Origin of the sequence: Pseudomonas fluorescens (assembly GCF_902497875.1) — a bacterium.
Taxonomy (GTDB): Bacteria; Pseudomonadota; Gammaproteobacteria; order Pseudomonadales; family Pseudomonadaceae; genus Aquipseudomonas; species Aquipseudomonas fluorescens_BR.
This window is the reverse complement of the sequence record NZ_CABVHY010000008.1, coordinates 32,776-47,354: the sequence shown is the minus strand read 5'-3', so window position 1 is coordinate 47,354 and position 14,579 is coordinate 32,776. Positions and strand designations below refer to the sequence as shown.

General features: G+C 58.2%; 10 protein-coding genes and 2 pseudogenes. 7 read left to right on the top strand and 5 right to left on the bottom strand.

What is annotated here, in order from left to right; translation table 11 throughout:
* The gene (gene mexE, locus F8N85_RS09720) at window positions 1-1,257 is read right to left on the bottom strand and encodes a multidrug efflux RND transporter periplasmic adaptor subunit MexE (RefSeq protein ID WP_150803405.1); all 1,257 of its coding nucleotides are present in this window, start codon (window positions 1,255-1,257) and stop codon (window positions 1-3) included.
* 342 nt (window positions 1,258-1,599) lie between these two features.
* Window positions 1,600-1,962 (bottom strand): hypothetical protein, encoded by a 363-nt coding sequence (locus tag F8N85_RS09715; protein ID WP_150803404.1) that lies wholly within the window; start codon window positions 1,960-1,962, stop codon window positions 1,600-1,602.
* A 134-nt stretch (window positions 1,963-2,096) separates the two neighbouring features.
* On the opposite strand from F8N85_RS09715, the pseudogene F8N85_RS09710 reads away from it, so the two are divergent.
* Window positions 2,097-2,201: pseudogene (locus F8N85_RS09710) on the top strand (chemotaxis protein); the annotation flags it as partial.
* Between the two features lie 46 nt (window positions 2,202-2,247).
* Complete coding sequence (locus tag F8N85_RS09705) at window positions 2,248-2,757, top strand: ClbS/DfsB family four-helix bundle protein (RefSeq protein ID WP_150803403.1); 510 nt, start codon at window positions 2,248-2,250, stop codon at window positions 2,755-2,757.
* A 200-nt stretch (window positions 2,758-2,957) separates the two neighbouring features.
* On the opposite strand, the pseudogene F8N85_RS34905 reads toward F8N85_RS09705, so the two are convergent.
* Window positions 2,958-3,089, bottom strand: a pseudogene (locus tag F8N85_RS34905) (MFS transporter); the annotation flags it as partial.
* Between the two features lie 56 nt (window positions 3,090-3,145).
* The gene (locus F8N85_RS09695; RefSeq protein ID WP_150803401.1) at window positions 3,146-4,063 is read right to left on the bottom strand and encodes a LysR family transcriptional regulator; all 918 of its coding nucleotides are present in this window, start codon (window positions 4,061-4,063) and stop codon (window positions 3,146-3,148) included.
* 283 nt (window positions 4,064-4,346) lie between these two features.
* Here F8N85_RS09695 and F8N85_RS09690 point away from each other — a divergent pair, with 283 nt between their 5' ends.
* From F8N85_RS09690 to pgm, 4 genes are all read left to right on the top strand, one after another.
* A complete protein-coding gene (locus F8N85_RS09690; RefSeq protein WP_150803400.1) occupies window positions 4,347-5,369 on the top strand; it encodes a zinc-dependent alcohol dehydrogenase family protein in 1,023 nt (340 codons plus the stop codon).
* Between the two features lie 682 nt (window positions 5,370-6,051).
* Window positions 6,052-7,536, top strand: coding sequence for a hypothetical protein (locus F8N85_RS09685; RefSeq protein ID WP_150803399.1), 1,485 nt, complete (start codon window positions 6,052-6,054; stop codon window positions 7,534-7,536).
* A 109-nt stretch (window positions 7,537-7,645) separates the two neighbouring features.
* A complete protein-coding gene (locus tag F8N85_RS09680) occupies window positions 7,646-9,046 on the top strand; it encodes a PLP-dependent aminotransferase family protein (protein WP_150803398.1) in 1,401 nt (466 codons plus the stop codon).
* A 106-nt stretch (window positions 9,047-9,152) separates the two neighbouring features.
* Complete coding sequence (gene pgm / locus F8N85_RS09675) at window positions 9,153-10,799, top strand: phosphoglucomutase (alpha-D-glucose-1,6-bisphosphate-dependent) (protein ID WP_150803397.1); 1,647 nt, start codon at window positions 9,153-9,155, stop codon at window positions 10,797-10,799.
* A gap of 220 nt (window positions 10,800-11,019) precedes the next feature.
* Here pgm and F8N85_RS09670 read toward each other — a convergent pair whose 3' ends face one another.
* On the bottom strand, window positions 11,020-11,715 hold the full coding sequence (locus F8N85_RS09670) for a pirin family protein (RefSeq protein WP_150803396.1): 696 nt from the start codon (window positions 11,713-11,715) through the stop codon (window positions 11,020-11,022).
* 274 nt (window positions 11,716-11,989) lie between these two features.
* On the opposite strand from F8N85_RS09670, the gene F8N85_RS09665 reads away from it, so the two are divergent.
* Complete coding sequence (locus F8N85_RS09665) at window positions 11,990-14,464, top strand: UvrD-helicase domain-containing protein (protein ID WP_150803395.1); 2,475 nt, start codon at window positions 11,990-11,992, stop codon at window positions 14,462-14,464.
* Window positions 14,465-14,579 lie beyond the last annotated feature (115 nt).

The following is a 14,579-nucleotide window of genomic DNA, read 5'->3' as shown; positions in this document are numbered from 1 at the left end:
TTAACCGCGTGGGTTCGCAGCGCTGGCCAGTTTCACCGCGACCCCGGTTGCGCTCTTGGCGGGCGCGACTTGGGGCAGGTTGCTGGCTTCCAGTGCTTGTCGTTGTTGCGCCAGAGCGGCGAGGGTTTCTTTGCTGGCCATCGGGATCAGTTCAGGGGCGACCGGTGAACCCGGACGAACCCGCTGCAAGCCCTTGACGATAATGGTGTCGTCTTTGTTCAGGCCGCTGCGCACGATGCGCAAGCCTTCGATCTTCGGACCCAGTTCGACTGCGCGGTAGGCCGATTTGTTGTCGGCATCCATCACCAGCACGAACTTCTTGCCGAGGTCGGTACCGACCGCTTCATCGTTGATCAGCACCGCGGAGTAGGTCCCACTGCCCACCAGTTTCAGGCGGGCATACAGGCCTGGGGTGTAGCTGCCATCGCTGTTGTCGAACACAGCGCGGCCACGGATGGTGCCGGTTTTCGGGTTGACCTGGTTGTCGACGAAGTTCATCTGGCCCAGGTGCGGGTTGCCGTCTTCATTGGACAGACCCAGGTAAACCGGGGTGCTTTGACCGCGTTGGCCCTGGCGGGCGAGCTGGGTGTACTTGAGGTACACGCGCTCATCGGCATCGAAGTAGGCGTAGATTTTGTCGGTGGACACCACGCTGGTCAGCGCGGTGACGTCGGCGGTGACCAGGTTGCCGGCGGTGATTTGCGCACGGCTGACGCGACCGCTGATGGGCGAGGTCACGCGGGTGAAACTCAGGTTCAGTTTGGCCAGATCAAGCTGTGCCTGAATGGCGCCGACACCGGCTCGGGCTTCCTGGGCGGCGCTGGTGCGCGAGTCGGCCAGTTCCGCGGAAATCGCATTGCTGGTGCGCAGACGCTCACCGCGTCGGGCTTCGTTTTCGCTGCGGGTGGCATTGGCGCGGCCCTGGGCGACCAGGGCTTCGAGGCGGCGAACCTCAGCCTGGAACGGACGCGGGTCGATCTGGAACAACAGGTCGCCTTTTTTTACCAGCGCACCTTCGGTGAAAGCGACTTCATCGATCTGACCGGACACCCGTGGACGGATCTCGACGGTTTCCGGAGCTTCAAGACGCCCGGTGAATTCGTCCCACTCGTTCACCGGCTGTTCCAGCACCTTGGCTACACTGACCTTGGGTGCTGGCAGGGTGGCGGCGGCGTCTGGAGCCTTGCCGCAGGCGCTCATCACCAACAAGGCCAGCGCGGCCAAGGGGAAGCGTAAATGTTTGAATGACTGTTCCATGGATGCATCCGCCAAAATATTAAGATGGGCGGATGATGCTCGGCGGGGTTGTATCGCACGAATCGAATGAAGCGAAGGTAACTATCATTCGGAATGATATAAGCGTGAGCCGAGCCCTCTAGAATGCACCTTTTGTTAGGGGGCTATCAATTGAATTGATGACAAAATACTGTTGCAGGGGATGTTGGCCAGACAGCTGAATCGAGTGGTCCACATCGCGAGCAAGCTCGCTCCCACAAGAGATCTGATCCGCACTTGTAGACGTTGTATGGCCTGTTCATGTGATGGTCGGGCAGCACAAAAGGGCGCCTGGAGAGCGCCCTTTATTTTGTCTGTCACTTGTTACGCCCAGATGAGGTAGAACAACAGAATGAAAATCAGCCAGCCAATCTGGGTTGAGCAGCGCAGGCACAGATACCGCCAAGCACAGTCGATGTTGTGAAACGGGCGGTACGCGGCGTTAAGGAAAGGACCGAGGGTGCTGGCCGCACCGGCCGCTACCCAGAACAGCAGCCACCCGTCACGGACACCCCACGCGAAGGCCAGAGCCCCAAACAGCGCGCACTGGAAGAGGGTGATCCACATCAGCTGTCTCGGATCGCACATGGTTCCCTTTTCCGGCAGCAGCAAGTCAACGGCCTGATGGGCCGCACGCTCTGCGTCGTATTCCTTGGTGTTGCCCTCGTTGTTTTCAACTGTGCTCATGATGCTGCCCCCTGTTGAGCAACCGGACCGCTGTCGATGATCACCCAGGCGTGACGCGGGACACCCACGATGTTGTCCTGCGTCACGCCACCAAGGCAGTCTTCCCCGACCGGCCTACAGCGCGTTCGAACAATGATAGCTGCGCCCTCAAGGATGCACAGGAGAAGCTGCAGTACGCACTGAAAGACCTGAAGCAGATGGTCGACTCTGGTGAGCAACAGGCTAATATCCTCGATCCCGCGAGCGTGTGTGGCCTTTATTGGTAATTGATAGGAGTAGAAGAGCATGATCCCTCAAAACAAAGACCAACTTCTTACCGCGATAAACTCGAGTTTCGACAAGCTAGTGAAAGACCTGCGCGGTGTCCCGTTGTCGACGGTTGATGAATATTGCATTGAGGGCCACGCTCAGGGAACACAGATGAGCATTGCCAACCTCACGGCCTACTTAGTCGGATGGAATGAACTGGTGTTGAAATGGCTCGACCGGGACGTCGCCGGCGAAGCGATTGATTTTCCCGAAAAAGGCTTCAAATGGAATGAGCTAGGTCGGCTCGCGGAGAAGTTCTATCGCGACTATGAGAACGTCCCGTTCCCGCAGCTTGTTGAGCGACTGGAAGCAGCGAAGACCCGCATTGTTTCTTCGATTGAGGCCCGCAGCAGCGATGATCTCTATGGCCGTCCTTGGTATGCGAAATGGACGATGGGGCGCATGATCCAGTTCAACACATCTTCGCCCTACGCGAATGCGCGCGTCCGTCTGCGCAAATGGATAAAGGCAAAAAACTTAGTGTGAGTTTGGATGTTTTTCGAGTTTCTATCGGCACTTCCCGAGAGCAAGGCGGGATCTGAATGCCGTGTAACTCGAAGTGCAGCATGGCGAGCGAAAATTCAACGGTAGTCTATGCGCCATGCGCATTTTGACGGTCTCCTAGGACGGTGTCAGCAAACAATATACGCGCTCACAACTCGAAACGACTTACTCGAGCCTGAGGGGCCGAGCAAGGGGAAGAAGGCCTGCTGGATGCCGATGTTCACACCCAGCCGCCTTGGGTGCGAAGCCTCGGCGGTGGCGGCGATGGAGGTTGGGGTGAAGGCACCCTCGGCAACGCCCATCACCGCAGAGATGTTGCCGAGGTCCTGATAGTTGAGATCGAGGTCGCGCATCATCCATTCGGCGCGTCTTATGACAGACTGTCCGGATCCCCGAAGAACATCTGAATCCGCGAGCGCAACCAGCGCTCGCCCGGATCATTGTCCTGGGAACCGCGCCAGGCCATGTGCAACTCGAAACTGCGGGTGGGCAGCGGCGGGTCTTCGGCGCGAACGCCTCCGGCAGCGGTCAGTGCCTCGGCGGTGTAGTCCGGCACGGTAGCAACGATGTCCGTGCCCGCCAGCAGCGTGCTCAAACCGTTGAACTGTGGGACAGCGAGCACCACATGACGCTTGCGCCCGAGTTTCTCCAGTTCCTCATCGATAAACCCGCTGAGGTCGCCGGCAAACGACACCAGGGCATGGGGGCGGGCGCAGAAGTCATCCAGGCTCAGGGCCCCGGGCATGCTGTCGGCCCGCAACAGCTTCGGCAGGCTGCGGCGCAGGACCTTGCGCTTGGCATTGGCTGGCAGATCGGTGGTGTAGCTGACGCCGATCGAAATCTCGCCAGAAGCCAGCATCCCCGGCATCAATATGTAGTTGACCCTTCGCACCACCAGCACAATGCCCGGCGACTCGGCGCGCAGGCGCTTGAGCAGCATCGGCAGCAGGGCGAACTCGACGTCGTCCGACAGGCCAATCCGAAACACCGCGGTGCTGGTCGCCGGGTCGAACTCCGAGGCGCGGCTCACCGCAGTGGAGATCGAATCCAGAGCGGGCGAGAGCAGGGCGAAGATCTCCACCGCCCGGGCGGACGGTTCCATACTGCGCCCGGTGCGCACGAACAGCGGGTCGTCGAACAGCCCGCGCAGGCGTGACAAGGCCGCGCTGATGGCCGGCTGGCCGAGGAACAATTTCTCCGCAGCACGGGTCACGCTGCGTTCATGCATCAATGTTTCGAACACGATCAACAGGTTCAGGTCGACACGACGCAGGTCATTACGGTTCATCTTGTGTCCTGGCAAAATCAGCAAGGAGAGTCAGCAAGCTTGACGAGAGCGGTCATTTGATAACAATGGCCGGCATGAATCTTACGGGGAAAGACTGCTACTCTGCACCGGGTAATTCAGTTTTCCTACGATGATGGTTCGGTTTTCTACGGCATTAGACGTCGTAACAGGAGTTGCGGAATCAATGACAGGCATGTCGACTATTAATAGCCACTGATGGTCTTGGCCAGAAAGCCCGGATAGAGTTCATGGCATTAGAGGTTAATTTTTGACGAGGTTTGCGATGTCCCGCACGATCCGTTTTCACAAGTTTGGTCCAGCCGAGGTGCTCAAATGCGAAGAGCATGCGGCAGCGCTGCCTGCACCGGGCGAAGTGCAGGTGCGTGTCGAGGCGATAGGCATCAGTTGGTATGACGTGCTCTGGCGTCAGAACCTGGCATCGTCCCATGCTCGCCTGCCTTCAGGATTGGGTCATGAAATGGCCGGTGTGGTGACGGCAGTCGGCGAGGGCGTGGATGATCTGGAAGTGGGTGACAAGGTCGCCAGCTTCCCGGCCGAGAGCCCGAATGATTACCCGGTCTACGGCGAGCAGATCGTTCTGCCACGCTCGGCGCTGACCCGTTACCCCGACGTCCTCAGTCCGATCGAAGCCAGCGTGCACTACACGCCGCTGCTGATCGCCTACTTTGCCTATGCCGACCTGGCGCGGGTCAAACCGGGTCAGTTTGCCCTGGTGACCGATGCCAGCCACTGTGCCGGTCCGTCCTTTGTACAGCTGGGTAAAGCCCTGGGTGTGCGGGTGATTGCCGCCACCAAGACGGCTGATGAACGTGAATATCTGCTGTCCCTCGGTGCCGAGAAGGTGATCGTTACCGAAGAACAGGATCTGCTGATGCAGATCAACAAGTACACCGACAATCGTGGTGTCGACGTGGTATTCGACGGCTTGGGCGGACCGCAGATGTCACTGCTCGGCGATGTCCTGGCGCCACGCGGCAGTCTGGTGTTGTACGGCCTGCAAGGCGGCAACCAGACACCGTTCCCGGCTTGTGCGGCGTTCCAGAAGAACATTCAGTTCTTTGTGCATTGCATTGGCAACTTCACCGGCAAGCCGGAGTTGGGCATCATTCAGGACCAGGTGGCGTTGCAACGGGCGTTGCGCGACATCAATCAGATGACCGCAGATCGCGTGCTGCTGCCGCTCAAGACCCGGGTCTTCCCGTTCAATGAGTTTGTCGAGGCCCACCGTTACATGGACGAATGCCCATGTCGCGAGCGAGTTGCGCTGCAAGTCCAGCCTGCTTGATAACGTTAGCCAGAGTCGCTTGCAACGGACTCTGGCGTTGTTGCCGCAGCTGATGACCCTGCACCCACCGTTAAAATACCTTTAGATTATTAATCTCCCGTCTCCCAGCCCATTCCAATAAGGGCGGGTCGAATATACTTGTTCCTGGCAACCCGGCCAACTCTTTTTTGCACCGATATCCGGCAAGCGTGGCGTGCAACTTAGATGTTGTCGGGCGTTGATTGTTCAAGTCGCCCGGTAACTGAGCTGGTTTTTCGTGCGGATCTGTATCTTCCAATCATTATATAAGCCTTGATAATTGCATGATCACTTTCATCTCAAGGAATGAGTCATGGTTGAAGTTCATGGGTTGTTGGCTCTACGCATCGCAAACAGTTGCGAAGCCCTTGCTGTGCAAGGGGTTTGGCGGCTATCTCAAAAAGCAATGGGCAACGATTTAGTTGCTCTTGGAGTTGGGCGTGCGGCGCTTCTTTATTTTCTGTACTCATTGTTTGTAGGAAGTTGTAGGAAGGCTCCTAGGTACTAATCATCTGTGTCTTGACAGGATCTGGCACTTCGCCAGGTGCTAACATTTGGTAACTGATGCCTGTTTCAGCGGGCGCTATTACTTCTTTCGAAACAGCAGGCGAGGCAGCGCTGGCGAAGCCTGCTTGTTACTGACTTCTATTTCAGGTGTATGACAATGAGCGCTATTCACGATCAAGCCATGAATTACGTTTATCAGCAGGTATTGCAACGCTTACTGGGTTATTACTCCCGGGCAGAGCGCACCGCATTGCAGCTTTTTATCCAGCGGCTGATCGTCGCCGCAGGGGGGATAGAGCGCATCAGTGAATTCAAGGTGCTGGTGGCCCACCCGGGAACCAGGGACAGCAGCTATACCTTGGGATTCGTTCGCGCCGCCCAATTGAGCATCGCTGGCAGGGCTCCGGCCACCTTCAACCTGCGAGTTGCCACCTTGCGTCATGCGGGGGTGAGCCAGACAGCCCTGGCCAATATTCATCGCAGCTACGGCAGTTTGTTTGTCTATGACGACCCGCGGGTAGAGGTTCTGATGACCGACGGGCGAAATGTACTGCCGTTCAATCACCTGACCTCCCTGTGCGATGAGAATCGGGAGCTGAATCGGCGAAACCTGCTGCTCAGTTGTCACCTTGCGCCGGGGGTGAAGAGTTCAACGTTTCGCAATCACTGCTACTTATCCTTGGGCGCCTTCTATGGGCGGATCGCTCGCTGGGGCGATGGCGTCGACGTACTGGTCAGCAGTGACTCGCCTCATGAGCAAAGACGGTATCTGACGGGTTTCATAAACGCCGCACGAACCATCGGCTTATCGACCGAGGGCGTCCCGGCACTCGATTTCGAAGACTTGTTCTGCGTGCTGGAGCCGTTCGGGCAAGATTACTATCAGCAGTTGTGTGCGGGTCGGACCGAGGAAGATGGGCAGGATGACCCTGAGTTTCGGGCCCGTCGGCAGGTGTCGTACCTTGGTTTGCATGACCTCGTCGGGGGTGGCCTGGAAGATCGCTGGCCGTTGCTCAGTGAGTTTCTCGGATTCCAGTTCGATCAATTGTCCTCTCAGGTCAGCGAAACCGACTACGTCAGCCCTTTGTTGTCAGCTCACACGCAAGGTTTGCGCGCCCAGTTCGTAGACAGCCGCACCTATGAAGAGGGGATCAGCCGGTACCTGCGATCGGCAGCCTTGATGATGCGCAAAAAAAATCTCCCGGAAAAAGTGATAGAGCAGATGCTTTCAGCCTACGGCAGCGGACAGCGGATCGAGGAGCGTCGCGCTTTGGCGAGCAACTATGCCCAGCAAACCCTCGGCCTGAATGAGGCGCAGCTGGTTTGTCTGCTGTACAGCCCCTTTGTCGACCAGGGTGCTGGTCTTGAGCGTTTCCTGCGCTGTCGCCACCCGGGGATGCTGGTGGCGATGCCCGAATTGCATAAAGCTCTGCAGACACAGTCGGCACCGGAGCAGGTCTTGCAGTGGATGGTCGATGTCAGTGGCCTGTCCGTCGGTTTGCTGAGCACGCTATACAGCATGTCCCCGGTGGCCACTGCTGACGAAGCCTCGATTGATTTCAATGATCCTGGGCAACATGCGGGCCCACGCACCCTCTTCGATAGCAGTGATCTGACCAGCGAAGAGTCGACGGGAAGTTGATGGCGGACGAGTTGAGAGGTTCAAGGAAAATGTTTCCCGGCTTGCAGCTTTTCGGGCACGAGATGCACCAGCGGCTACCTAGCGGCTCCCTACAGGTTGGTCTTGACCCATGAAAGGAGGCAGACAAACCGACTTCGCTTACCAGGCCGTCTATCGTTATCTGACCAATTTGATCAGTGAGGTCGGGACCGAGGCTCGCGTCAAGTTGCCGTCGTTGCGGCATCTGGCAGAGCGGCTGAATGTCTCCATCTCGACCATTCAGTACGCCTATTCATTACTGGAGAAGGAGGGAAGGGTCTATTCGGTCGCCAAGTCTGGCTACTATGCGCTGCCGGTATCTTCCAACGGTCCTTACATCAGCGGCAATGATTTGCTGGAAACCGTCTATGTGAGTACCCGGCGCCCGGATATGTTGGTGTTGAGCGGTGACGAGCCGGCTTTGCTGCTTTCTCTGGACAGCCCTCTATTGCTATTGGAGCGTGAATTGGTGCGCCAGTATCCACGCCAGCTGCAATCGCTGTCGCAACCTTGTGGCGAGTTGGAATTGCGCACCGCCCTGGCCGCCCGTTACACCTCGTCGCCGGTGCGCTGCTGGCATGCCGATGATGTCTACATAGGCGCTGACCTGCGCGGTGTGCTGGAGATCCTGATCGCGGTGTTCGGACTCGCCGGCGCCACAGTGGTGGTGGAATCGCCCTGTGACTGGGGAATTCTGCGTTTGCTGCAGGCCGCCGGGGTGCGGGTGATCGAGTTGCCACTGCAAGACAATGGCTGCCTGGACCTTGATGCGCTCAGCCACCTGCTGGAGACCGAAGTGGTGCGTCTGGTGATGCTGTCCTCCGGCGTCAGCATGCCAATGGGAAGCCTGATGCCGGCGAGCGACAGACGTCATGTGGCGCAATTGCTGGAGTTGCAGGGTTGCTGGGTGCTGGAGAACGACATCTACGGTGAACTGGCGTTTGAGCAACCCCAATGGCGCTTTCGTGACCTGGTCGGCGCCGAACGACTGATCGTGTTTTCCACCTTCGAGAAAATAATCGGCCCGGAAGCGCCTTACGGGTATCTGCTATCGCGTCATTCGAGTGCCGAGTTGCAGCGGCATTTTCTCTTGCGCGCCTTTCGCTTGTCGCCGATCCGCCAGAAGGCCATTGCCCGGCTGTACACCAGTGGCCGGTTCGATCAACACCTGCAGGTGCTGCGGCGTATGTTGAAGGAACGCATGCAACATATGACGCAACTGCTGCACGAACGTTTTGCCGACTCATTGCAGTTCATCCTGCCTGCCGGTGGCGCCACGGTCTGGGTGCGATCCTTGCGCCCGGTGGATCTGCGCCGGGTGTTTCAGCGTCTGCTCAAGCAGCGGATTCTTGTCGCCCCAGGTGAGCTGTTCAGCATTCACGGGCTTCACTCCCAGAACCTGAGGTTGAGTCACACCGGCAGTGGCACGCAGGATCTGGATGCAGCGTTGAGCTGTCTGGCGGATGCCTTGCGTCTGGAGATGCTCGAATAGGTACAGCTGACAAATCCTGTCGCCGGGATAGATAGCGTCGCACTGTGGTCAAACTGCCAGTAAACTGCTTTCCTATTCCTGAACCATCCTTATCCAGAGGTTTCGCATGACAATCAGTCCTTTTGCGGGCAAACCGGCACCGGCAGAATTGTTGGTCGATATCCCGCGACTGGTAACGGCTTATTACACCGGCCAACCTGATGCAGCAGTCTCCACCCAGCGCGTGGCTTTTGGCACTTCGGGACACCGAGGCAGCTCCTTCGAGTCAAGCTTCAATGAGTGGCATGTCCTGGCCATCAGCCAGGCTATCTGCCTGTATCGCGAAGCTCAGGGTATTGATGGGCCCCTGTTTGTCGGGATCGACACCCACGCACTGTCGACGCCGGCCGGCGCCAGCGCGCTGGAAGTGCTCGCGGCAAACGGGGTGACGGTGATGATCGCCGAGGGCGACGAATACACCCCGACGCCGGCGATTTCCCACGCCATTCTTTGCTACAACCGTGGCCGCACTTCGGGGCTGGCCGACGGCATTGTGATCACGCCTTCGCATAACCCGCCGCAAAGCGGTGGCTACAAGTACAATCCGCCCAATGGCGGGCCGGCGGATACCCATATCACCAAGTGGATCGAAGCCAAGGCCAATGAACTGCTGGCCAACAAGCTCGCGGGCGTCAAACGCATCAGTTATGAGCAGGCACTCAAGGCCAGTACCACCCATCGTCACGACTACCTCAATACCTATGTTGCCGACCTGATCAATGTGATCGACATGGAAGTCATCCGCGGTGCCAAGCTGCGCCTGGGCGTCGATCCACTGGGCGGAGCAGGGGTGCGCTACTGGTCGGCGATTGCCGAGCATTACCGGCTGGACCTGGAAGTGGTCAACACCCAGGTTGATCCGACGTTCCGCTTCATGTCCGTGGACTGGGACGGGCAGATCCGCATGGACCCATCCTCCAGCTATGCCATGCAAGGCTTGATCGGCCTCAAGGACCGATTCGACGTCGCCTTCGGCTGTGACCCGGACCATGATCGCCACGGTATCGTTACCCCGTCCGGCGGCTTGCTGGCACCAAACAACTATCTGGCGGTGTCGATCGACTACCTGTTCCAGAATCGCCCGCACTGGCGTGCCGATGCTGCCGTGGGCAAGACCGTGGTCAGCAGCGGTTTGATCGATCGAGTCGCCAAGCGCCTGGGCCGCCGGCTGTATGAAGTGCCGGTGGGTTTCAAATGGTTTGCCGATGGCCTGTTCGACGGTTCTCTGGGCTTCGGCGGTGAAGAAAGCGCCGGTGCCTCGTTCCTGCGCAAGGACGGTAGTGTCTGGAGCACCGACAAGGATGGTCTGATTCCGGCGTTGTTGGCGGCGGAAATGACGGCTCGCACCGGCCGCGACCCCAGCCAGATTTATCGAGCCTTGACCGATGAACTGGGTGAACCGTTCGCGGTGCGCGTCGATGCCAAGGCCAGCCCCGCGCAAAAAGCCTTGCTCGGCAAGCTGTCGCCTGAGCAGGTCAAGTCGACGCAATTGGCTGGAGAGGCGATTCAAAGCATTCTCAGCCATGCCCCGGGCAACGACCAGGCCATCGGTGGCCTGAAAGTCATGACCGAAAACGGCTGGTTCGCGGCGCGGCCTTCGGGCACCGAGGACATCTACAAGATCTACGCTGAAAGCTTTATCGGTGACGAGCATCTCAAGCAGCTGGTGGCCGAGGCTCAGGTATTGGTGGATGGTGCCATTACCGAGAAGTGATTGAGGGCCCCCAAAAGATCGCAGCCTGCGGCAGCTCCTACGGGTTTTGCATACACCTGTTATTTTGAGGGTGAATCGGTTCGGCGTAGGAGCTGCCGCAGGCTGCGATCTTAGCGATCTCAAATGCGCCACAAGTTCCTGGTCGCTGACCGGATCCCGGCTCAAACGAAAAAAGGGGCGACCAAAACGGTCGCCCCTTTTTTGTCCGGCATTTACCGAATCAAGCCAAATCCACCAGCACGATTTCACTGTCCTCGATGGCCGTCACCCGCAGCACCTGCTCATGCTCCACCGCAACCCCGTCTCGAGCTTCTGCGCGCAAGCCATTGACTTCAATGACTCCGGTAGCCGGCACCAGGTACGCCCGACGACCACTGTCCAGGCGATACTCGGCACTTTCACCGGCTTTCAGGTTGGCCGCCACCAGCCGCGCATCGGCACGAATCCGCAGGCTTTGATCGTCGCCAGCCTTGCCGCTGGCCAAGGTCACGAAACCTTCGCGCTGCCCCTTGGGAAACGGCTTGGCCCCCCAGGATGGCGCCGAGCCGGCCTCGTTCGGGATGATCCAGATCTGGAAGATTCGGGTCTCGGTCGATTCCAGGTTGTACTCACTGTGCGCGATCCCGGTCCCGGCACTCATCACCTGCACGTCACCGGCTTCGGTACGACCCTTGTTGCCCAGGTTATCTTCGTGGGTGATAGCACCTTCGCGAACGTAGGTGATGATTTCCATGTCGCGATGCGGGTGTTTCGGGAAGCCGGTACCGGGAGCAATCACGTCATCGTTCCAGACCCGCAGGTTGCCCCAGTTCATGCGTTTGGGGTCATGGTACTCGGCGAACGAAAAGTGGTGATGGGCGTCCAGCCAGCCATGGTGAGCGCCGCCCAGGGATTTGAAGGGTCTGAGTTCAAGCATGATCGTCTCCTGTAAAGGTTCGTCATGGGGCTGAACGCTTGAGCCGCAGAACGATAACCGGTAGTTGATGGCGAGCATCATCCAATAAGCCAATATCGATAAAAAGCGGAAAAAATGCCTCAAACCAATCTAATTTATTGATATGTTTGGTGCCGAAAATCTACCGGTCAGCATTCAGTTCATCGCTTAAGCCAATGACAGATAAGCATTTCACTAGAAGTCATGGGCAAATGCAGCGACCATAGGCTCAACAGCCTCACACCCTGGAGTCAGCGTGCCGCAACACACCCCCGATCTTCCCCCCGAGCTGCTACCACTGGCCGAAATGCCGCTGCTCAAGCGGCTGGCCGCCCGGTTCTTCGGCCATGGCCTTACTCGCTTGCGCGCCCAACACCGCGCTTCCTGGTTGCATGGCCAAGCTGACGGCTTTCGCAGCGGACATAGCGCCGGCGTGGATTACGGCTATAAAGAGGGCAAGCTCGAAGGCATGGAGGAAGGGCGCCAGGTCCTGCTGATTCGAGACACGCGCTGCACCGAACACCGGGCGCCGGGTATTGATGACAACCTGTTCGACGACTGGCGCCTGCCGCTCAGCGCTGAACTGAAAAAACGCATCAAGGCCGATGTCGCCCGATTGCTGCCGGCACAGGCGCAGCCGAGTGCGGCCCAGTGGAAGATGATCTTCAGCGATACCCCCTCGACTTCGGTGATTGCCGGCGCGGGGGCGGGCAAGTCGACCTCGCTGGTGCTGCGCATTCTGTTGCTGACCCATTACCTGGGGTTTGAACTGGATTCGTTGACCGTGGTGACCTTCACCCGCGAGTCGCGCAAGGATTTCATCAATAAGCTGGTGGAGATGTTCGCCCTGTGGGGGCGCACGCTCAGCCTCAAGGAGGCTCGGGACGTGGTGCGCACCTTCCACTCCAGAATCCTGCCGATGGTCCGCAGCTTGTCGGGTTTTGCTCAGCTGCAAGCCTTCGAGAACCTCAGCGCCCGTTCCCCGCAGGGTGATGAAGGGGCTGACAGCAATCCGTTCGACCTGCGCATCAATGACACCCAGCGTCAGCAACTGAATGCCTGTTTTCACGCGTTGCACCGCCGCGATGAACGTTTCCGCGAACTGATCAAGCCGCTGGCTCGACACGCCTTGCAACTCAAAGAGCTGGAGCGAGATCACCCGGACGTGCAAAAGCGCATGGCGGTGACCGAGCTTGCGGCCAAGCGCGACGAAGAGCTCTGTGACACCCTCGAAGACCTGTGGTTTCGCGCCGGCGCCTGGCCAATCAAGGGTATCGAACCCAACCGCCAGACCTTCGAGATCAATGGCTCCTCGTTCCATTGCCACGGCTACATCGCCGAGCTGGATGCCTGGGTGGTATTGGGTTTCGATCCCCGCGAAAATGCGCAGATCTGCCGACCAGGAGCCAAGTTGTCGGTCCGCGCGGAGTGGGCGGTAAAGCGCACCCTGTTTCAAGCTTTCTGCCGCAAGCCATTGATTTGGCTAGATAGTTATGACTCGACGAAGCGGGTTGTAGCGTCTCTGGCGGGGGAGGCCAGCGCCGGCCCGGGCTTCGATTACAAGGTCAAGGGCGAGCTGAGTTCCGCGCCGCTGCTGGATTGTTTTGTCGGCGCCGCCAGTTTTATCGAGAACCTGGGGCTGGATGTTCCCGCGGCCGTAGGCCAGATGAGTTTTGCCAAGGACGATCCCGATCGTTACTTCTTTGAAGCCCTGAGCTTGTTCTGGCGAGCGCTGGAAGATCATCTACTCGATCAATCGCCGCCGATCATGACCTATAACCGCATGTTCGCCTTGTTTAGTGAACATTCGCCGGAAAATCTAAAATTATTGAGTGATCAGCTGCTCAGGCCGTTGTCGCACTTGATGATCGACGAGTTCCAGGACGTTTCGCCACAAATAGTCTCCTGGATTCGCGCCAGCCTGCGGGAAATCCGCAGCCGTGGCCCGGCCATGCACGTCGGCCGGGGCGCCCAGCGCTCATCGTTGCTGTGCGTCGGCGATGACTGGCAATCGATCTATGGCTGGCGCGGCAGTTCGCCGAAGTACTTTATGGAATTCAACAAGGAGTTCCCGTCTCCCAATACCACCCGGGTCATGCTCAGCGACAACTATCGCAGCCATCAGCACATCATCGATGCGGCAGAGCACATCGTTCGCGCGGCGCCGGCGATCGCCGGGAAGAAGGCCAGGGCCAGCGGCGAACCCAAAGCGTTGCTGCCGGTGAATGTGATGGACCGGGACGACCAAGGGTTGGCCAAGTGCTTGATCGAGCACTACAAAAACGGTGATTCAATCTTGATGTTGTTTCGAAAAAGTAGTGATAAGTTATTGATAGAAGAACATATTCAATCTGTAGTTAATGTTGATTCTAGATTACCGATCGAAGAGCGACGGCTGAAACAGCTGACCTACCACAGTTCCAAAGGCTTGCAGGCGGATGCGGTATTCCTGTTGGGCGACTGCCAGCATCTGACCAGTTCACCCTACAAAAATCAGGTCTATCGAATGGCCGGGCTGGCCAAGGATGGCGATGCAGAACCGTATGATAGCGCCCAGAAAGATGAAATCCTGCGCCTGGCGTACGTTGGCATCACCCGCGCGGTCAAACATTGCTACTGGTATGTCGATGGTCAGGACACCCAGGTGGCCAATGTTCCAAAGGCCTCCGACCGGATTGCCAAAGACAAGGCATTCTTCGCCGATCAGCGGGGGATGAAGGTTCAGGCTTGAAGGCGGCCAGGCAGCCGGCCGGCCTGGGTGTATGCGTCTCTCAAGCTGGGCAGGCTGCGATCTTGGTATGCGTTTTTTTTGGACACAGCAAAAAGCCCACAAAATGTGGGCTTTT

What these genes read in the sequence shown, in the direction of transcription:
- mexE (WP_150803405.1), bottom strand. Translation starts at nt 1,257, where the DNA reads ATGGAACAGTCATTCAAACATTTACGCTTCCCCTTGGCCGCGCTGGCC.
- F8N85_RS09715 (WP_150803404.1), bottom strand. Translation starts at nt 1,962, where the DNA reads ATGAGCACAGTTGAAAACAACGAGGGCAACACCAAGGAATACGACGCA.
- F8N85_RS09705 (WP_150803403.1), top strand. Translation starts at nt 2,248, where the DNA reads ATGATCCCTCAAAACAAAGACCAACTTCTTACCGCGATAAACTCGAGT.
- F8N85_RS09695 (WP_150803401.1), bottom strand. Translation starts at nt 4,063, where the DNA reads ATGAACCGTAATGACCTGCGTCGTGTCGACCTGAACCTGTTGATCGTG.
- F8N85_RS09690 (WP_150803400.1), top strand. Translation starts at nt 4,347, where the DNA reads ATGTCCCGCACGATCCGTTTTCACAAGTTTGGTCCAGCCGAGGTGCTC.
- F8N85_RS09685 (WP_150803399.1), top strand. Translation starts at nt 6,052, where the DNA reads ATGAGCGCTATTCACGATCAAGCCATGAATTACGTTTATCAGCAGGTA.
- F8N85_RS09680 (WP_150803398.1), top strand. Translation starts at nt 7,646, where the DNA reads ATGAAAGGAGGCAGACAAACCGACTTCGCTTACCAGGCCGTCTATCGT.
- pgm (WP_150803397.1), top strand. Translation starts at nt 9,153, where the DNA reads ATGACAATCAGTCCTTTTGCGGGCAAACCGGCACCGGCAGAATTGTTG.
- F8N85_RS09670 (WP_150803396.1), bottom strand. Translation starts at nt 11,715, where the DNA reads ATGCTTGAACTCAGACCCTTCAAATCCCTGGGCGGCGCTCACCATGGC.